Consider the following 18035-nt stretch of genomic DNA (forward strand, 5'->3'; position numbering starts at 1 on the left):
ATGATGCAAATCACCAACGGAGAGCACAAGGCGCGCCCGGAAGGGTTGGCGGAGCGCATTTATCTGCAGCTCAAGGCCGACATCTTCGAGTTTCGCCTGCTGCCGGGCGATCGCTTCAGCGAAAGCGACGTGGCGCAGCGCATGGCGGCCAGCCGCACGCCGGTGCGTCAGGCGCTGTTTCGGCTGGAGCGCGAAGGCTATGTCGAGGTGTTGTTTCGCAGCGGTTGGCAGGTGCGGCCGTTCGATTTCGCCTACTTCGAAGAGCTGTACGACCTGCGCATCGTGCTGGAGCAAGAGGCGGTGAAACGGCTGTGCGAACGCCCGGCCGGGGAAACGCCGGACGCGCTGTCGGCGCTGAGCCGTTTTTGGACCGAAGCGCCGCGCCTGGCGGACGGCAAGGCGGTGTCGCAGCACGATGAGCAGTTTCATCAGGCGTTGGTGGCCGCGGCGGGCAACGGCGAAATGGCGCGCATTCACCGCGAACTGACCGAAAAGATCCGCATCATTCGCCGGCTGGATTTCACCCAGCAGGCGCGGGTGGACGCCACCTACCGCGAGCACGCCGCCATTTTGCAGGCGATCCTGCAGCGGCAAAGCGGGGAGGCGCAAACGCTGCTCGGCGAGCACATCGCCGTCAGCAAGGCAGAAGTGCGAAAAATAACGCTGCACATGTTGCACCAGGCGCGGGCTCAGCAGCCTGCGCGCTCGGCGTAACGATTTTGATTTCACACACATCAGGAGTTTGAACTATGCAACGTCGTCGTTTTATCAAAGCTTTTGCGCTGTCCGCCGCCGCTGTCGGCCTGGGCCTGGCCTGGAGCGCGCAGGCCGCCGACACCATCAAGGTCGGTATTCTGAGTTCGCTTTCCGGCACCATGGCGATTTCCGAGACGCCGCTGAAGGATGTGGCGCTGATGACCATCGACGAGATCAACGCCAAAGGCGGGGTGCTCGGCAAAAAGCTGGAGCCGGTGGTGGTGGATCCGGCCTCCAACTGGCCGCTGTTCGCCGAAAAGGCGCGCCAGCTGCTGAGCCAGGACAAGGTGGCGGCGGTGTTCGGCTGCTGGACCTCGGTGTCGCGCAAGTCGGTGCTGCCGGTGTTTGAGGAGCTGAACGGACTGTTGTTCTATCCGGTGCAATACGAAGGCGAAGAGATGTCGCCGAACGTGTTCTACACCGGCGCGGCGCCGAACCAGCAGGCGATCCCGGCGGTGGAATACCTGCTGAGCGAGGACGGCGGCGGCGCCAAGCGCTTCTTCCTGTTGGGCACCGATTACGTCTATCCGCGCACCACCAACAAGATCCTGCGCGCCTTCCTGCACAGCAAAGGCGTGCAGGACAAGGATATCGAAGAGGTCTATACGCCGTTCGGCTACAGCGATTACCAGACCATCGTCGCCAACATCAAGAAGTTCGCCGCCGGCGGCAACACCGCGGTGATCTCCACCATTAACGGCGATTCCAACGTGCCGTTCTACAAAGAACTCGCCAACCAGGGCGTCAAGGCCACCGACGTGCCGGTGATCGCCTTCTCGGTCGGCGAGGAGGAGCTGCGCGGCATCGACACCAAACCGCTGGTGGGCAACCTGGCGGCCTGGAACTACTTCGAATCGCTGGATAACCCGACCAACAAACAGTTTGTCAGCCAGTGGAAAGCCTACGCCAAGGCGCACAATCTGCCGAATTACGCCACTGCGGTCACCAACGATCCGATGGAGGCCACCTACGTCGGCCTCCACATGTGGGCGCAGGCGGTGGAAAAGGCCGGCACCACCGACGTCGATAAGGTGCGCGCGGCGATGGCCGGGCAAACCTTCGCCGCGCCGTCGGGCTTCACGCTGACTATGGACAAGACCAATCACCACCTGCACAAGCCGGTGATGATCGGCGAGATCGAGGGCAACGGCCAGTTCAACGTGGTGTGGCAGACCGAAGCGCCGGTGCGCGCGCAGCCGTGGAGTCCGTATATCGCCGGCAACGACAAAAAACCGGATTACCCGGTGAAAGGCGGCAAGTAACGTCACTCAGCGCCGGCGCGGCTCGACGCGCGCCGGCCCAACAGAAGAGGCAGCTGATGCAATCTCCGTTTTTATCCTCTCTGCGCGCCGGGCTGTGGCTGTTGTGCGCCTGGCCCCTGCTGGCGCAGGCCGGGCCGGCCGATGAGTTCGCGGCGGCCACTCGCGCGCAGCAGGCCAAACTGCTGCAGGCGTGGGCGGCCGAGCCGGACGCCGCGCGCCTGCCGTTGCTGCAGGGGCTGCAGCAGGAAACCGTGGCGATCGACGGGGCGAAACGCGCCTTTATCCGCCAGGGCGACCGCTATCTGCCGCTTGAAGGTGAGGCGGCCCCGGTTGGCGAGCCGAAGAAAGTGTGGCTGAACAACCGGCTGCGCATTCTGATCGCCAACGCGTTGTCGACGCAGCGGTTGGTCAGCGCGGACGCGGCGGTGCGGCTGCAGGCGGCGACCGCGCTGCAGCGCGAGGCGCAGGGCGAGCAGTTGCCGCTGTTGACCCGGCGGCTGGCGCAGGAGAAAGACCCGCAGGTACGCGACGCGCTGAGCATTGCGCTGGCGAACCTGCAATTGGCCGACGCCCGCCAGCAGGTGCGCTTCAATGCGGTGCGGCTGCTGGGAGAATCGGGCGAGCCGGAAACCCGCGCGCGGCTGCAAGCCTTGACCGATGCGGCCAATGAGCCGGACGCCGCGGTGCGCGCCGAGGCGCAGCGCAGCCTGCAGCGCGTGCAGCACCGCCTGATGATCGGCGATCTGCTCGGCCAGGCGTTCAGCGGCCTGTCGCTCGGTTCGATCCTGCTGCTGGCGGCGCTTGGCCTGGCGATCACCTACGGCCTGCTCGGCGTCATCAATATGGCGCACGGCGAAATGCTGATGCTCGGCGCCTATTCCGCCTATCTGGTGCAGGGGCTGTTTCAGCAATTTGCGCCGCAGTGGCTGGCGCTCTACCCGCTGGCGGCGCTGCCGGTGGCGTTCGCCATCACCGCCGGGATCGGCATGCTGCTGGAGCGCACGGTGATCCGCCACCTGTACGGCCGGCCGCTGGAAACCCTGCTGGCCACCTGGGGCATCAGCCTGGTGCTGATCCAACTGGTGCGGGTGCTGTTCGGTGCGCAGAACGTCGAGGTTGCCAACCCGGCGTGGCTGTCGGGCGGCGTGCAGCTGTTGCCGAACCTGGTGTTGCCGTGGAACCGCATCGCGGTGATCGCGTTCGTGCTGCTGGTGCTGGCGTTGACCTGGCTGCTGCTGAACAAGACCCGGCTCGGCATGAACGTGCGCGCGGTGACGCAAAACCGCGCGATGGCGGCCTGCTGCGGCGTGCCCACCGGCCGGGTGGACATGCTGGCCTTCGGGTTGGGATCCGGCATCGCCGGGCTCGGCGGGGTGGCGCTGTCGCAGTTGGGTAACGTCGGGCCGGAGCTGGGGCAAGGTTACATTATCGACTCGTTCCTGGTGGTGGTGCTCGGCGGCGTCGGCCAGCTGGCGGGGACGGTGGTGGCGGCCTTCGGCCTCGGCATCGTCAACAAGATCCTCGAGCCGCAGATCGGTGCCGTGTTGGGCAAGATCCTGATCCTGGTGCTGATCGTTCTGTTTATTCAAAAGCGTCCGCAGGGGCTGTTCGCCCTTAAGGGCAGGGTGATTGACTGATGAGCCAACCATTGACCGTAACCGGCGTGCAGAAAGCGCCCCGGCTGGCATTGAGCATCGGCGGGCTGGCGTTGCTGGCGCTGCTGGTCATGCCGTTCATGACGTTGTTGCCGGCGGATCATCCGCTGGCGGTGTCCACCTATACCCTGACGCTGGCGGGCAAGATCCTGTGCTACGCGGTGGTGGCGGTGGCGCTCGATCTGGTGTGGGGCTATGCCGGGCTGCTGTCGCTCGGCCACGGGCTGTTCTTCGCGCTCGGCGGCTACGCCATGGGTATGTACCTGATGCGGCAGGCGGCGGGTGACGGGCTGCCGGCGTTTATGGCGTTCCTCTCCTGGAACGAGCTGCCGTGGTTCTGGAGCGGCACCCAGCATTTCGCCTGGGCGCTGTGCCTGATCGTGCTGGTGCCGGGCCTGTTGGCGTTCCTGTTCGGCTACTTCGCCTTTCGCTCGAAAATCAAAGGGGTGTACTTCTCGATCATGACCCAGGCGCTGACCTATGCCGGCATGCTGCTGTTCTTTCGCAACGAGACCGGTTTCGGCGGCAATAACGGCTTTACCGGTTTCACCACGCTGCTCGGCTTTCCCATCACCGCCGCCGGCACGCGGGTGGCGCTGTTCCTGGCGACGGTGCTGCTGCTGGCCGCCAGCCTGGCCATCGGCTTTGCGCTGGCGCGCAGCAAGTTCGGCCGGGTGCTGACCGCGGTGCGCGATGCGGAAAACCGCCTGACCTTCTGCGGCTACGATCCGAAGGGCTTCAAGCTGTTCGTCTGGACACTGTCGGCGGTGCTGTGCGGGCTGGCCGGCGCGCTCTATGTGCCGCAGGTCGGCATCATCAACCCCGGCGAAATGTCGCCGACCAACTCCATCGAGGCCGCCATCTGGGTCGCCCTCGGCGGGCGCGGCACCCTGGTGGGGCCGCTGCTCGGCGCCGGCATCGTCAACGGCGCCAAGAGCTGGTTCACCATGGCCATTCCCGAATACTGGCAGTTTTTCCTCGGCCTGATGTTTATCGTCGTCACGTTGTTTCTGCCCAAAGGGGTGATTGGCCTGCTGCGTCGGAGGAAATCCTCATGAAGGCGATGCAAGTGACCGACGAACTGTTTACCCATCCGCTGCCGGCGGACAAATACCGGCAGCAAACCGATCCGGTGCTGCAGCTCGACAACGTCAACGTCAGCTTCGACGGTTTTCGCGCGCTGACCGATCTGTCGCTGCGCATTGGCGTCGGCGAACTGCGCTGCGTGATCGGCCCCAACGGCGCCGGCAAGACCACGCTGATGGATGTGATCACCGGCAAAACCCGGCCGGACAGCGGCAGGGTGTTTTACGACCAGACCGTCGATCTGACCCGGCTGGCGCCGATGCAGATCGCCCATGCCGGCATCGGCCGCAAGTTTCAAAAACCGACGGTGTTCGAGGCGCTGACGGTGTTCGAAAATCTGGAGATCGCCCAGAAAACCCGCAAGTCGGTATGGGCCTGCCTGCGCGCCCGTTTAAGCAGCGAACAGCGCGACCGCATCGACGAGATGCTGAAGACCCTGCGGCTGGGGCATGAGCGCCACCGGCCCGCCGGGTTGCTGTCCCACGGGCAGAAACAGTTTCTCGAGATCGGCATGCTGCTGGTGCAGGAACCGCATCTGCTGCTGCTCGACGAGCCGGCGGCCGGCATGACCGACGCTGAAACCGACTACACCGCCGAACTGTTCCGCGAGCTGGCGGGCAAGCATTCGCTGATGGTGGTGGAGCACGACATGGGGTTTGTGGAAACCATTGCCGATCGCGTGACGGTGCTGCATCAGGGACAGGTGCTGGCGGAAGGATCGCTGGCGCAGGTGCAGGCCGATGAACGGGTGATTGAGGTATATCTGGGGCGCTGAGGAGGCGTAATCATGCTGCAGGTAGAGGAATTGAATCAGTATTACGGCGGCAGCCACATTCTGCGCGGCCTGTCGTTCGAGGCGCGCATCGGCGAGGTGACCTGCCTGCTGGGGCGCAATGGCGTGGGCAAGACCACGCTGCTGAAATGCCTGATGGGGCTGATCCCGGCGCGCAGCGGCAGCGTCCGTTGGCGGGGCGAAACCATCACCGGTAAAAAACCGCATCAGCGGGTGCAGGCGGGTATCGCCTATGTGCCACAGGGGCGGGAGATTTTTCCGCGCCTGACGGTGGAGGAAAATCTGCTGATGGGGCTGGCGCGTTTTTCCGGCGCCGACGCGCGCGCGGTGCCGGATCCGATCTATGAACTGTTTCCGGTGCTGCGGCAAATGAAGGATCGGCGCGGCGGCGATCTTTCCGGCGGGCAGCAACAGCAGCTGGCGATCGGCCGGGCGCTGGCCTGCCGGCCGCAGCTGTTGATCCTCGACGAACCGACGGAAGGGATCCAGCCTTCGGTGATCAAGGAGATCGGCGCGGTGATCAAACAGCTGGCGGCGCGGGGCGATATGGCGATCCTGCTGGTGGAGCAGTTCTATGACTTCGCCGCCGACCTGGCGGACAGCTATCTGGTGATGTCGCGCGGCAGCATCGTGCAGCGCGGCGCCGGCAGCGCTATGGAACAGGACGGCGTCCGCGCGCTGGTGGCGATTTAACGTTGGGTCAGCTGAAAAAGGATTGGCTGAGCGGATCGCGGGAATGATGCAGCACTCTGATGATATTCACCTCCCGCCTGTGCTGTCGAAAATAAATCAGGTGGTTGGCGACGGGCAATACCCATAGGCCGGGGCCGATTGCATCGATGTTTTTGCCGAGTTGGTGGTGGCTAAGGTTATCGAAAGCCTGATGCAGGCGGCGCAGATAATCTTCGGCCACCTGCAAGCCAAAGTGCGCCAACCCGTAAAAATAGATCTCTTCCATATCGTCCAACGCTTTTGGACGAACGGTTACTCTCCTGCGCATCCTTTTGCTTTGCTCCGTATTCTTTCCATGAACACATCACGATCCCATTCGACGGCTTCGCCGCTGTTCTCTCCTTCGGCGATCAAGCGCCTAAGCTCTTCCAGTTTTGAGGCGGCGGTACGTTCGCGCAAAGTGCGCACGGATTCGCGGATGACCTCGCTGGGCGTTCGGTAATCGCCGCTGGCCACCAGGTCTTCGACGAAGCTACGCAGTTCGTCACCCAGATCTACCGTTAGTGTTCTGCCCATTATTCCTCCTCACTTTCGGCTATGCTGCGTCATTGTAAGATTAGTTCTTACATTGTGCACGTCAAACTATCAGGATCTCAATAGCGGTCCCGTCATGAGGACGGGAGCCACCCGTTTATTCATTAAGGATAACCATGAACGAAATCACTGTGTCACGCCTCGGTTGCATCGTCCTGTCCCTGTTTCCGGCCCTGTGGGGGCTGTTTAGCCTGTTGAACAATACGGCGGATTTCGCCGGCACCGCGCGCAATGCGGTGGGGCCGCTGCTCGCCATGCAGGATACTTATCAAACGCCGGGGCTGATGTGGCGCGCGATCAGCGCCGACTGGGCCTGCATGTTGGGGTTGGCGGTCATCACCGCGCTGGAAACGCTGGCCGGCCTATTCGCGACGGCGGGCGTGGCGTTGATGATCGGGCGATTGAAAGGCCCTTACGCCGCTTTCGCCAAGGGCAAAGTCTGGGCGATGCTGGGGGCGCTTTGCGCGATAACGGTGTGGGGCGTCGGCTTTATGGTGGTCGCCGGCGACTGGTTTATGGCCTGGCAGGCCAAGAAGGATCCGCTGGCGGTGCAGCTGGGGGCGCTGATCTACCTGGCGCCCAATGCGTTTGCCTTGCTGTTCCTGATGCTGCAGCGGGAGCCGCGCTAAACGACGGCGGAGTGGGGCGCGGTTACAGCGCCTTGCTCATATACCAAATGCCTATCGAGCCCTGGGCGCTGGTGTAGCAGGTCTCGCCACAAATGCTCAATCCTTGACGCTGATAAAAACGTTGGGCGCGGGTGTTGCGTTGCAGCACTTCCAGCCACAGCGTTTTTTGCCGACGGTCGATAGCCCGCTGCTGTACCTGTTCGTACAGGCGCTGGCCATAGCCGTTGCCGGCATGGTCCGGCAGAAAATAGATTTTCTGCAGCTCTGCGCCGATGTGCTCGGTTGGTGCCAGCAGGCTGTCGAAATTCACCCGCGCATAGCCGACGAGGGCGTCATCCTCATGGGCCAACAGCCAGCAAACGTTGGGATCGCGCAGCGTCCGTTCCAACGCGGAGACGGAAAAATTCTCCGCCAGAAAGACCTCCAGCTCGTGCGGGTAGCGCCACAGCTCACCGAAGTGGGCGCGGTAGGTGCGGATGCCGATATCGCGCACTTGCGTTAAATCTTCCAGCAATGCCTGACGGACGGTGAACATCAGTGCCCCTTTGAGTAAGAAAAATTACAGCCGTTGTTCCAGATGCCGGTGAGGCACCATCGCCTGATGCAGAATGGCGAGAACGGTGATGCCGGCAGGGCGGTTGCGGTAGTAGATCCTATGGCTGGCGTAAGGAAAACTGCGTATCTCTTCGCCCAGATCGTGGAAGTGAGCTTTACCCGCTTCCGGCATATCTGCCAAATGATGCATGACCTCTCTCAACTGCTCAAGATAGCGGCGAGATTGCGCTTGGCCCCAGTGCTCGATGGTGAAATGACGAATAGCCAGCAGATCTTGTTGGGCCTGCGGGGTGAGGCGAAACGCGGGCATCTCAGTCTGTTTCATCGGTGAGCAGACGGTTGAAGAAGGCATCGCCGTCTACCGCCTTACCGGCGTCTTCCTCGGCGGTAGCCTGCGCGATTTTTTGCTGCAGTGCGCTTAATTTGAGATCTTCCAGCGCCTGGTAATCTTCTACAGACATGACGACGGCGACCGGTTTGCCGTTGCGATTGATTTGCACCGGTTCACGCTGCGCCTTGAGCAGCAAATCGCCGAATTGGGTTTTGGCCTCGTTCGCGGTGAGTGTGTACATTTAATCGCTCCAGTTAATTAAATCGTTCGATTTAACCATTATACGACGCGATGAAAAAATCACCAATGCTATTCCGGCGGGCAGGTTTCGTTGGACAGATGCCGCGGTGTTTCACGGCGAAAACCCAGGCCGATGATGCGGCCGAACAGGCGCGGCAGCCAGCGGCTGTTACCGACGCGGGCGATCAAGCGCGAGCCGCCCGCCGCGCGGCGTTCGCCCGGCTTGCGCTGGCTCATTTTGATCTGCAAAAACTGGATGGCGCGAGTGGGGAGTTCGCGCCGGCGCTGCACGCTCAGCAGATGCTTCAGCTGCAGCCGATGCTGGCGCAGCGGCGGGATCAGGGCGTTGGCGGCGGCCACCGCGTCCTGAATCGCCAGGTTGACGCCCACGCCGCCGATCGGCGACATGGCGTGCGCGGCGTCGCCGATGCACAGCACTCCCGGTTTGGCCCAGCGATCCAGACGATCGATGCGAATGCTCAGCAGTTTGACCTGATCCCACTCGACGATCTCCTGCAGGCGATCGTCCTGGAACGGCGCCACCTCAGCGAGGTGCAGTAAAAATTTCTCCAGCCCGCTGTGGCGGATCGCATCGAAGCTGCCTTTGTCGATCGAGTAACCGCACTGCCAGTAGTCGCCGCGATCGATCATGATGAAGTTCTGTTTCGGCCCGGTGTGGCCCATCGACCAGGCCGGATCGCCCGGCTGCTTGCTGAGCTTCATCCACAATACGTCGCGCGGCGCGCCGAAGGATCGGCTGCTGAGCGCCGCCTGTTCGCGCACCACCGAGTTGCGGCCGTCGGTGCCGACCACCAACTGGCTGCGCACGCGGATCGGGCCTTCTGGCGTGTCGGCCAGCACGCCGCACACCTGGCCGCGGTCGTACAGCAGCTGGTGAACCTGCGTTGAGGTCAGCAGCCTGAAGTTGGGGAAGGCGGCGGCCTGCTGGGCCAAAAAGTTGAGGAACTCCCACTGCGGCATAAAGGCGATAAATTTGCAGCGTGTCGGCAGGCGGGTGAAATCCGCCAGCTTGATGTCGCGTCCGGCGACTTCGGCGTGCAGAGATTCCGCGCGCTGATGCGGTAGCGTCAGCAGTTCGTCGAGCAGGCCCAGTTGATGCATGACTTCCAGCGTCGACGGGTGAATGGTGTCACCGCGAAAATCGCGCAGGAAATCGGCGTGCTTCTCCAGCACCGTCACGTCGATCCCCGCCCGCGCCAGCAGATAGCCGAGCATCAGCCCGGCGGGGCCGCCTCCCACGATGCAGCAGGTGGTGGCGTAAGGTGTGATTGGTGATGACGACATGACGGTTGACCCCGGAGAGCGACCCGCATCCCGCGAGCCGCAAATGAATATGCAATATTGATAATGATTATCAATATCACATTGAGCTGTCAACCCGCGGCGCAGTGTGGTCAAAGGGAGCGGACAGAGGGGCGGAACCGGCGGGCAGGGTAAAACGGTATTGCATCGCGAGCATAAGGATTCTCCGGAAAGACATTGACCCGGAGCGCGTGACACGCCATCTTTATCAGTAAAATCGGTATTATTTTGATTGATGGTTCAGAAAATCAGGATGGTCAGCATGGGGCGAATAACGTTCGATCTCGAGGATTTGCGCAGCTTCGTCACCGGCGTCGAGCTGGGCAGCTTCGCCAAGGCGGCTGAACGGCTGGGGCGTTCGACGTCGGCGGTCAGCGCCCACCTGAAAAAGCTGGAACAGCAGGTTGGCGCGCCGATCCTGCGCAAGGCCGGGCGCGGCATGGTGATGACCGAGACGGGGGAAACTCTGCTTGGCTACGCGCGCCGCCTGCTGGAGCTTAATGACGAAGCCGCCGCCGCGGTGCGCGGGCTGGATCTGCAGGGCACGGTGCGGCTGGGGTTGCAGGAGGATTTCGGCGAGACGTTTCTGCCGCAGGTGTTGGGCAGCTTCGCGCGCGCCAATCCAAAGGTGAGGATCGAGGCGCGCATCGCGCGTAATGCCGAGCTGATCGACTGGGTGCTGAAAGGCCAGCTGGATCTGTCGCTGGCGTGGGATGGCGGTCTGAGCACGCCGTTTCATCAGGCGCTGGGGCAGCGGCAGTTGCACTGGATCGCGTCGCCCGGCTTCGCGCTGGCGCCCTGGCGAGAAGGGGATGAGCCGCTGCCGTTGGTGATGTTCGACGCACCCTGTCTGATGCGCAGCGCGGCGACGCAGGCGCTGGATCGCGCCGGCATACCCTGGCGCATCGCCTTTAGCAGCCGCAGCCTGAACGGCGTGTGGGCGGCGGTGAGCGCCGGGTTGGGCGTTACGGTGCGCACGGCGGCGGGCTTGCCGCCCGGCCTGTCGCCGCTGGCCCCCGATCTGCTGCCCGCTCTCGGCCAACTCGGCGTGGTGCTGCACCGCGCCGAGGATCAGCCTTCGGCCGCCGTGCAGCGGCTGGCGCAGATCGTGGTCGAGCGGATCGAAACTTAATCTTGGGCGATAGGCTGCTTGCCGCTCAGTTGGCCCCATTCGCTCCAGGCGCCGTCATATAACTTGACCTGCGGCGCGCCGAGCGACAGCAGGCCAAACGCCAGCACCGCCGCCGTCACGCCGGAGCCGCAGCTGGTGATGATTGGGCCGTTGATGTCTACCCCCTTGTCGCTGAAGGTTTGGCGCAGCGTTTCCAACGATTTGAAGCGGCCGTTTTCCAGCAGCTCGCCGTACGGAATGTTGATGCTGCCGGGAATATGGCCGCGGTGCAGGCCGGGGCGCGGCTCTGGCGCTTCGGCATAAAAGCGCGGCGCGGCGCGCGCGTCGAGAATTTGCACCGGCGTGCCTAACGCTTGCTCCACTTGCCGCATATCCACCACCGCGTCGGCGTTGAACCGGGCGTTGAACGTCTGCGGGGCAGGCTGCGCCGGGCCGGTTTCCAGCGCTTGCCCCAGCGCGGTCCAGCCGTTCAGCCCTTCATCCAGCACATAAACGCGCTCGGCGCCGAAATTGCGGAAAGTCCACCAGCCGCGCGGTGCGGAGAACTGGTTGCCCTCGTCGTAAATCACCAGGGTATCGCGCTCGCTGATGCCCAATTGGCCCGCCGCCGCGGCGAATTCCGCCGCCGTCGGCAACATGTGCGGCAGCGCGGTGTTTTTGTCCGCCACGTCGTCGATATCAAAATAGACCGCGCCGGGGATATGGCCGCGTTCGAACTCGGCAAGCATGTCTTTTTTCGGCGTCAGCCCGACCGGCGACATCCGAACGTCGATCACCACCAGATTTTCATCGTTGATATGTTGCGCAAGCCATTGGGGAGTCACCAGAAACGGAGAGTTCATCGTCATTGTTCGCCTGTTGTGAAAACGGATTTTCACTATACACCAGGCCGCGCGGGGATGAAGTATGATGTTCAGTCAAAGGCGATGGGGCCGGGAGCGGAGAAATCATGACGGACGAGGCGTTTGGCGGGGCCAAGATCGCGCTGCTGTGCGACGGTCTCTTGCTGGTTTACCAACGGGACGACAAGCCGGGCATTCCGTGGCCCGGTCAGTGGGATCTGCCCGGCGGCGGGCGGGAAAACGGCGAAACGCCGCTGCAGTGCGTGCAGCGGGAAACGCGGGAAGAGTTCGGCGTGACGATCGCCGAACACCAGGTTGTCTGGCGCCGGCGCTACGCCGGCATTTTGCCCGGCTCCCCGCCGACCTGGTTTATGGCCGGCGAGATCGCCCCGGCGCAGATCGCCGCCATTCGCTTCGGCGACGAAGGCCAGCGCTGGCGGATGATGCCGGTGGCGCAGTTTATTGAGCATCCGCAGGGCATCGAGCATCTGCGCCGCCGGGTGGCGGAGTATTGGCGGCGGCGCGGTTGATGACGGTATTTCAGCGCGTCGCCAGTTGATTGATCTGCGGCGGCTCCAGGATGCGCAAGGCCGTTTCCCGGCGCGCCACCGCCAGCATCGCCAGCCCGATTCGTTCGGTGCTGCTCACCTGCGCGGGAAACAGTCGCAATGCGCCGAGCCACAGCGGCTTGAACAGCCGATAGGCCAGATCGTAGAGGCGGGTTTTGGAGCGAATGCCGTGCAGCGGCACAATGGCGCCAGGGCGGAACATCACCGCGTGGAACGGCAGCGCCAGCAAGGCGTTTTCGGTGGCGCCCTTGACCCTGGCCCACATGCTGCGGCCGCGTTCGCTGCTGTCGGTGCCGAGGCCGGAGACGTAGACGAAGACCATCGACGGATTCAGCGTCGCCAACGGGCGGGCGGCGGCCAGCGTCAGATCGTAAGTCACCGCGCGATATTCAGCTTCACTCAGGCCGGAGGACGAAATCCCCAGGCAGAAGAAGCAGGCGTCGTAGCCGGCAAGCTGCGGCTCCAGCGCCGACAGATCACGCAGATCGGGCACAGAAAGCTGGCGCAGTTTGGCGTGGTTCTGGGCCAACGGGCTTCGGCCGATGCTGAGCACTTCGCTGACGCGCGGATCGCGCAGGCATTCCCGCAGCGCGCCCTGGCCCACCATGCCGCTGGCGCCGAAGATAATCACTTTCACGCCCTGTTCTCCCACTGGCCGGCGGTGCGCTGCATGCGCCAGCGGCTGGGCGTCAGCGCTTCCCACTGAATAAAGGCGCGGCTGAACGAATTCAGCTCTTCGAATCCCAGCACAAAGGCGATTTCCCCTGGCTCAAGATCGGTCTCCGCCAACAAGCGGCAGGCGGTGCGGTGGCGGGTTTTGTCCAACAACTGCTGGTAGCTGTAGCCGTGCCGTTGCAGACGGCGCTGCAGCGTGCGCGGGCTGAGATAGAGCTCCGCGGCCACGCTGTTGACGCTGGGGCGCTGGCCGCGCATGCTGCGGCCGAGGATCGTCATCACCTGTGTGGGCAAATCTTGCTCGGCGCGCGCTTCGGCCAACTCGGCCTCCAGCTCCGGCAGCAGCAGCGCCAGCATGTCCTGGTCGTGGGTGATGAGCGGCTGCTGCATCAGCGCACGGTCAAATACCAGCACGTCCAGCGGCGCGTCGAATCGCACCGGGCAGCCGAAGTGGCGCAGCAGCGGTGAGTGGGGATCGCGACGGCGGGTCACCTCAAGCGCCTTGGGCTGCAGCGGTAAACCGGTGCCACGGCGGCACAGGGTGGTGATAGAGGCGAACATGGTGTCTATCAGCAATTCCGGCGTATGGTCCTCGATCATCGTCCAACGCGTATGCAGCCGAACGCTGTCGCCATCTTCCTCCAGCATCAGTTCTTCCGGGCACACCAACCGTTTGTAGCGCGCGACTTTACGCAGGGCCTCGCCCATCGTGGCGGAGTGCAGTGCGGCGACCGACGCGATATCGTAATGCTCCGGCGCGACGTCGCCGCCCAGCCGCAGACCAAAGGCGGGATCGTCGCTCAGTTGGGCGAGGGCGCGCCAGACGGCGAAGAACTGCTGGGTGGTCAACCGCACTTTTACGCGCCGCTCGCTGAGCAGCCCGGCGGGCAAGCCGGCCAACTGACCGACCCGTTCGAGATCGACGCCTTGCGCCGCGAGGCGCACCGCCAACGCGTTGGAAACCGGAATTTGATCGCTGCTCATGGTTGTTGCCTGCCAGTGGTAAGAGAAGGCATTACTCTAAAACAGCCTGTCCGTGCGCCGATAATCCGATCGCGTCAAGATTTAATCCGATTGCGCCAAACTGTCGGTCGGCATCAGCGCCTGGATGGTGGCGCCGACCCGTTGTACCGCCTGTTCGATCTCCGTCGTCAGCGTCGGCGCATAGTTGATGCGCAGACAGTTGCGATACTTGCCGGCGGCGGAAAAAATGCTGCCGACGGCGATTTGCACGCCTTGCTGTTCAAGATGGCGGTTCAGCCGCAGGGTGTCGAACGCCTCGTCCAGTTCGATCCACAGCATAAAACCGCCGCGCGGCCGGCTGACGCGGGTGCCGGCCGGGAAGTATTTCAGGATCAGATCGGTCATGCGGTCGCGGTTTTGCTGGTAGCGGGCGCGCATGCGCCGCAGGTGCTTCAGATAGTGCCCGCCGCGGATGAAGTCGGCGATCGCCAGCTGCGGCTGGGTGGCGGTGGCGCCGGAGCCGATGAACTTCATGTGCAGCACCCGCTCCAGATAGCGGCCGGGCGCGATCCAGCCCACGCGCAGCCCCGGCGCCAGCGTTTTAGAAAACGAGCTGCACAGCAGCACGCGGCCATCTTCGTCGAACGATTTGATGGTGCGCGGCCGCGGGTAGTGATAGGCGATGTCGCCGTAAACGTCATCCTCGATGATCGCCGCGTCGTGGCGCTGCGCCAGCGTCAGCAGCCGCTGTTTATGGGCGTCGGGCATGATGTAGCCCAGCGGGTTGTTGCAGTTGGGCGTCAGCAGGACGGCCTTGACCGGCCACTGTTCCAGCGCCATCTCCAGCGCCGCCAGGCTCACGCCGGTCAGCGGATCGGTGGGGATTTCCAGCGCTTTGATGCCCAATCCCTTCAGCGTTTGCATGGTGCCGTGGAAGCAGGGGGAATCGACCGCCACGATGTCGCCGGGTTGGCAAACGGCGCGCAGCCCGGCCGAGATCGCTTCCTGACAGCCGGTGGTGATCAGCAACTGATCGGCGCCGATTTGGCAGCCGGAATCCAGCAGCAGGCGAGCGACCTGTTCGCGCAGCGCGGTCACGCCCTGGATGCTGTCGTAATACAGGCTGCGCAAGTCGCCGTGACGGGCGGCGTTGCGCAGGGCGACGATCAGCGGTTTCATCGTCGGCTCGGCGATGTCCGGCATGCCGCGCCCCAGTTGGATCAGGCCCTCGCGCGGCCGGGTGCGCACCAGTTCCAGCACCTGTTCCCATTGCGAAATGTCCACCGGCCGCTGCGTCGGCGCCGTCATGGCGGGCAGCTCGGCCTGCGTGCGCTGCGCATGCACGAAGTAGCCCGATTTCGGTCGCGCTTCCACCAGGCGCCGTTCTTCCAGCAGGCGGTAGGCTTGTTGCACCGTGCTGATGCTGACGCCGTGTTCCAGGCTCAGCGCGCGCACCGAAGGCAAGCGGTGGCCGACCGGATACAGCCCTTGCTGAATGCGTTGGCTGAGAATGGCGGCCAGCGTGGCGTAGCGTGTCATACAGATATACCTCATCAGGAAAAGTAACCGAAAAACCGGTACAGATGCCTCAAAAGTAAACCATTCAGCGCATTTTGGTATGCAGCTGTATGAAAAAAATAGCGCTAACGTGCATCTGTATTGTTTTTTGCCCGGCGCGCATCATCACAACAAGGCGAAAACATCAGGGGGAATAATAAGATGGCTCTGTTTGATGGCATGACGACGTGGCGACGGGGAGGCTGGTCACGCTGGCGTTGGTATTTGTTGCGTCGCAGAACGCGCAGAGAATTACTGCTGCTGAACGACAGGCAACTGGCGGATATCGGCCTGACGCGGGCGGATGCCTGGCGGGAAGGGTATAAACCGTTCTGGAGAGAATAAGGAAAGCGGATGCTGAAATTATTGGGCAAAGCCTCATCGATCAACGTGCGCAAGGTGCTGTGGACCAGCCATGAGCTGGGGCTGACGCTGGAACGGGAAGACTGGGGCAGCGGCTTTCGCTCCACGCAGGAACCCGAGTTTTTGGCGCTCAATCCCAACGGCCTGGTGCCGGTGCTGATCGACGGCGCACGGGTGCTGTGGGAGTCGAACACCATTTGCCGCTATCTGGCGGGGCGGGAAGGGCGCCGCGATCTGCTGCCGCAGGAACCAGGCGCGCGCGCGGCGGTGGAGATGTGGATGGACTGGCAGGCCACCGATCTGAATGGCGCCTGGCGCTATGTGTTCATGTCACGCGTACGCGGGCATGCGGATTACCAGGATGCCGCCAGCCTGGCCGCCGCCGAGCGCGAGTGGAATCGGCTGATGGGCTTGCTGGATGCGCATTTGGCGCAGCACGGCCCTTACGCCGCCGGCGCTGCCTTCACGCTGGCGGACGTAGTGCTGGGGCTGTCGCTCAACCGCTGGCAGATGACGCCGTTCGAGCGGCCGGAGTATGCGGCGCTGGCGGCCTATCAGCAGCGCCTGCTGCAACGCCCTGGCTACGTTCAGCACGGTGCCAACGGTTTACCGTAATATGAAATAAATGGTTCATTTTACCTTATCCGGATACGGCAACGCCGCGTTCGGATTTTCCTTTTGCATCATCCTGTCAACGTTTCATGAACGACATCACGAATCCGAACTTTCTTTTTCCGTGCGCTTGTTATTGAAATTTATATTCCATATAAAACCGTTATCAGCTGGCGCGTTTCACTCAGGGCGCCGGGTTTCAGGCAAGATTTCGGTCACGGGAGAGGATGATGAAACAGGTACGCGTTGGGTTAATCGGCACCGGCTATATCGGGCGTTGTCACGCTATCGCTTATGCGCAGGCCCCCACGGTATTTCCCCTTAAAGGGGATCTGGTGCTGGAGATGCTGGCGGAGGTGACGCCCGAGCTGGCGGCGCAGCGCGCGGCCGAGTTCGGCTTTGCGCGTTCGACCGGCGACTGGCGGCAGCTGGTGGCCGATCCGGCGATCGATGTGGTGGACATCTGCGCCCCCAACTTCTTGCACAAAGAGATGGCGCTGGCGGCGATCCGCCACGGCAAGCACGTGTATTCGGAAAAACCGCTGGCGCTGGACGCCGCCGACGCGGCGGAGATGGTGCAGGCCGCCCGCGCCAAGGGGGTGAAAACGCTGGTCGGTTTCAACTACATGAAAAACCCCACCAGCCAGCTGGCGCGCGAGATCATCGCCAACGGCGAAATCGGCGAGGTGGTGCATTTTTACGGCACCCACAATGAGGATTACCTGGCCGACCCGCGCACGCCGATCGACTGGCACTGCCGCCGCGCCAGCGCCGGGCTGGGCGCGTTGGGGGATCTGGCGGCGCACATCGTCAATATGGCGCACTACCTGGTGGGCGATATCGTGGCGGTCTCTGGCGATATGCAGACCGTGATCAAACAGCGGCCGGATCCGCAAGACCCGTCGCGTATGCATCCGGTGGAAAACGAAGATCAGGCCGGCGCGCTGCTGCGTTTCGCCGGCGGGGCGATGGGCACTATCGAAACGTCGCGCATCGCCTGCGGGCGCAAGATGGGGCTGACCTATGTGGTTACCGGCACCAAAGGCACGTTGAGTTATACCCAGGAACGGATGGCCGAACTGAAGCTGTATCGACACGATGAACCGGCGGAGCGGCAGGGGTTCAAGACGTTGCTGGTGGGGCCGAAGCACCCGGACTATGCGGCGTTTTGCATCAGCGCCGGGCACGGCATTGGTTTTAACGATCAGAAGACGGTGGAGATCCGCGATCTGGTCAACGGCATCGCCGCGGGCGATCGCATGTGGCCGGACTTTGAAGAGGGCTGGAAGGTGTCGTGCGTGCTGGACGCGATAGCCGCCTCCGCCGAGCAGCGGCGCTGGCTGGAGATCAACCGCGATTGAAAAGGAAATGGCGCTCTCCGCGGACAGCGCCATTAATTTATTATGTTGCCAGCTTAATGGCTTAT

At 63.1% G+C, this 18035-nt stretch carries 22 protein-coding genes; 12 read left to right on the plus strand and 10 right to left on the minus strand.

The genetic code is table 11. The features are described 5' to 3' along the window. Nucleotides 1–3: 3 nt before the first annotated feature. The 6 genes from ACJ8IP_RS12450 to urtE are packed head-to-tail and all read left to right on the plus strand — an operon-like array spanning nucleotide 4 to nucleotide 6245. Nucleotides 4–714 carry a GntR family transcriptional regulator gene (locus tag ACJ8IP_RS12450; RefSeq protein ID WP_164057438.1) on the plus strand — a complete coding sequence of 237 codons (711 nt, stop codon included), beginning with the start codon at nucleotides 4–6 and terminating at the stop codon, nucleotides 712–714. A 35-nt stretch (nucleotides 715–749) separates the two neighbouring features. Next, the gene (urtA, locus tag ACJ8IP_RS12455) at nucleotides 750–2018 is read left to right on the plus strand and encodes an urea ABC transporter substrate-binding protein (protein ID WP_025302020.1); all 1269 of its coding nucleotides are present in this window, start codon (nucleotides 750–752) and stop codon (nucleotides 2016–2018) included. A 56-nt stretch (nucleotides 2019–2074) separates the two neighbouring features. After that, the gene (gene urtB / locus ACJ8IP_RS12460) at nucleotides 2075–3655 is read left to right on the plus strand and encodes an urea ABC transporter permease subunit UrtB (protein ID WP_198793335.1); all 1581 of its coding nucleotides are present in this window, start codon (nucleotides 2075–2077) and stop codon (nucleotides 3653–3655) included. Then, nucleotides 3655–4731: an urea ABC transporter permease subunit UrtC gene (urtC, locus tag ACJ8IP_RS12465; RefSeq protein ID WP_025302022.1), complete on the plus strand. Its 1077-nt coding sequence runs from the start codon at nucleotides 3655–3657 to the stop codon at nucleotides 4729–4731. Before urtB ends, urtC begins: the two co-directional genes overlap by 1 nt. Continuing rightward, a complete protein-coding gene (urtD, locus tag ACJ8IP_RS12470; RefSeq protein WP_015377102.1) occupies nucleotides 4728–5534 on the plus strand; it encodes an urea ABC transporter ATP-binding protein UrtD in 807 nt (268 codons plus the stop codon). Before urtC ends, urtD begins: the two co-directional genes overlap by 4 nt. A gap of 12 nt (nucleotides 5535–5546) precedes the next feature. Continuing rightward, nucleotides 5547–6245, plus strand: a complete 699-nt coding sequence (gene urtE, locus ACJ8IP_RS12475) for an urea ABC transporter ATP-binding subunit UrtE (protein ID WP_046686646.1) — start codon at nucleotides 5547–5549, stop codon at nucleotides 6243–6245. 7 nt (nucleotides 6246–6252) lie between these two features. On the opposite strand, the gene ACJ8IP_RS12480 is transcribed toward urtE, so the two are convergent. After that, nucleotides 6253–6552, minus strand: coding sequence for a type II toxin-antitoxin system RelE/ParE family toxin (locus ACJ8IP_RS12480; RefSeq protein WP_042783942.1), 300 nt, complete (start codon nucleotides 6550–6552; stop codon nucleotides 6253–6255). Further along, nucleotides 6537–6800: a type II toxin-antitoxin system ParD family antitoxin gene (locus ACJ8IP_RS12485; protein ID WP_004939442.1), complete on the minus strand. Its 264-nt coding sequence runs from the start codon at nucleotides 6798–6800 to the stop codon at nucleotides 6537–6539. Before ACJ8IP_RS12485 ends, ACJ8IP_RS12480 begins: the two co-directional genes overlap by 16 nt. Before the next feature lie 134 nt (nucleotides 6801–6934). Between ACJ8IP_RS12485 and ACJ8IP_RS12490 the strand changes: the two genes are divergently transcribed. Further along, a complete protein-coding gene (locus ACJ8IP_RS12490) occupies nucleotides 6935–7447 on the plus strand; it encodes a DUF2165 family protein (RefSeq protein ID WP_042783943.1) in 513 nt (170 codons plus the stop codon). Between the two features lie 22 nt (nucleotides 7448–7469). Here ACJ8IP_RS12490 and ACJ8IP_RS12495 read toward each other — a convergent pair whose 3' ends face one another. The 4 genes from ACJ8IP_RS12495 to ACJ8IP_RS12510 form a co-directional block, all read right to left on the minus strand. Beyond that, entirely contained in the window at nucleotides 7470–7982 is a 513-nt protein-coding gene (locus ACJ8IP_RS12495; protein ID WP_164057405.1) for a GNAT family N-acetyltransferase, read from the minus strand. Between the two features lie 24 nt (nucleotides 7983–8006). Continuing rightward, entirely contained in the window at nucleotides 8007–8312 is a 306-nt protein-coding gene (locus tag ACJ8IP_RS12500; protein WP_028127915.1) for a type II toxin-antitoxin system RelE/ParE family toxin, read from the minus strand. Between the two features lies 1 nt (nucleotide 8313). Further along, on the minus strand, nucleotides 8314–8574 hold the full coding sequence (locus ACJ8IP_RS12505; protein WP_042783944.1) for a type II toxin-antitoxin system Phd/YefM family antitoxin: 261 nt from the start codon (nucleotides 8572–8574) through the stop codon (nucleotides 8314–8316). A gap of 68 nt (nucleotides 8575–8642) precedes the next feature. Next, nucleotides 8643–9878: an FAD-dependent oxidoreductase gene (locus tag ACJ8IP_RS12510; protein WP_042783945.1), complete on the minus strand. Its 1236-nt coding sequence runs from the start codon at nucleotides 9876–9878 to the stop codon at nucleotides 8643–8645. Nucleotides 9879–10158: 280 nt separating this feature from the next. On the opposite strand from ACJ8IP_RS12510, the gene ACJ8IP_RS12515 reads away from it, so the two are divergent. Continuing rightward, nucleotides 10159–11028: a LysR substrate-binding domain-containing protein gene (locus tag ACJ8IP_RS12515; RefSeq protein ID WP_033642340.1), complete on the plus strand. Its 870-nt coding sequence runs from the start codon at nucleotides 10159–10161 to the stop codon at nucleotides 11026–11028. On the opposite strand, the gene sseA is transcribed toward ACJ8IP_RS12515, so the two are convergent. Beyond that, a complete protein-coding gene (gene sseA / locus ACJ8IP_RS12520; RefSeq protein WP_122004583.1) occupies nucleotides 11025–11870 on the minus strand; it encodes a 3-mercaptopyruvate sulfurtransferase in 846 nt (281 codons plus the stop codon). The two genes, ACJ8IP_RS12515 and sseA, sit on opposite strands and share 4 nt — an antisense overlap. A 107-nt stretch (nucleotides 11871–11977) precedes the next feature. Between sseA and ACJ8IP_RS12525 the strand changes: the two genes are divergently transcribed. After that, nucleotides 11978–12400, plus strand: coding sequence for an NUDIX hydrolase (locus ACJ8IP_RS12525; RefSeq protein WP_033652679.1), 423 nt, complete (start codon nucleotides 11978–11980; stop codon nucleotides 12398–12400). A 10-nt stretch (nucleotides 12401–12410) separates the two neighbouring features. Here the strand turns inward: ACJ8IP_RS12525 and ACJ8IP_RS12530 are convergent, their stop codons facing one another. The 3 genes from ACJ8IP_RS12530 to ACJ8IP_RS12540 form a co-directional block, all read right to left on the minus strand. Continuing rightward, on the minus strand, nucleotides 12411–13076 hold the full coding sequence (locus tag ACJ8IP_RS12530) for an epimerase (protein ID WP_164107444.1): 666 nt from the start codon (nucleotides 13074–13076) through the stop codon (nucleotides 12411–12413). Then, on the minus strand, nucleotides 13073–14098 hold the full coding sequence (locus tag ACJ8IP_RS12535) for an AraC family transcriptional regulator (RefSeq protein ID WP_033652681.1): 1026 nt from the start codon (nucleotides 14096–14098) through the stop codon (nucleotides 13073–13075). Before ACJ8IP_RS12535 ends, ACJ8IP_RS12530 begins: the two co-directional genes overlap by 4 nt. Nucleotides 14099–14179: 81 nt before the next feature. Continuing rightward, a complete protein-coding gene (locus tag ACJ8IP_RS12540; RefSeq protein WP_033642345.1) occupies nucleotides 14180–15616 on the minus strand; it encodes an aminotransferase-like domain-containing protein in 1437 nt (478 codons plus the stop codon). A gap of 180 nt (nucleotides 15617–15796) precedes the next feature. On the opposite strand from ACJ8IP_RS12540, the gene ACJ8IP_RS12545 reads away from it, so the two are divergent. From ACJ8IP_RS12545 to ACJ8IP_RS12555, 3 genes are all read left to right on the plus strand, one after another. Further along, the gene (locus ACJ8IP_RS12545) at nucleotides 15797–15979 is read left to right on the plus strand and encodes a DUF1127 domain-containing protein (RefSeq protein WP_071845081.1); all 183 of its coding nucleotides are present in this window, start codon (nucleotides 15797–15799) and stop codon (nucleotides 15977–15979) included. A 9-nt stretch (nucleotides 15980–15988) separates the two neighbouring features. After that, on the plus strand, nucleotides 15989–16612 hold the full coding sequence (locus tag ACJ8IP_RS12550; protein ID WP_099785219.1) for a glutathione S-transferase family protein: 624 nt from the start codon (nucleotides 15989–15991) through the stop codon (nucleotides 16610–16612). 227 nt (nucleotides 16613–16839) lie between these two features. After that, nucleotides 16840–17970 (plus strand): Gfo/Idh/MocA family protein, encoded by a 1131-nt coding sequence (locus ACJ8IP_RS12555; protein WP_042783948.1) that lies wholly within the window; start codon nucleotides 16840–16842, stop codon nucleotides 17968–17970. The last annotated feature ends 65 nt before the right edge of the window (nucleotides 17971–18035 follow it).

Source organism: Serratia sp. CY52157 (genome assembly GCF_052168495.1).
Classification (GTDB): domain Bacteria; phylum Pseudomonadota; class Gammaproteobacteria; order Enterobacterales; family Enterobacteriaceae; genus Serratia; species Serratia ureilytica.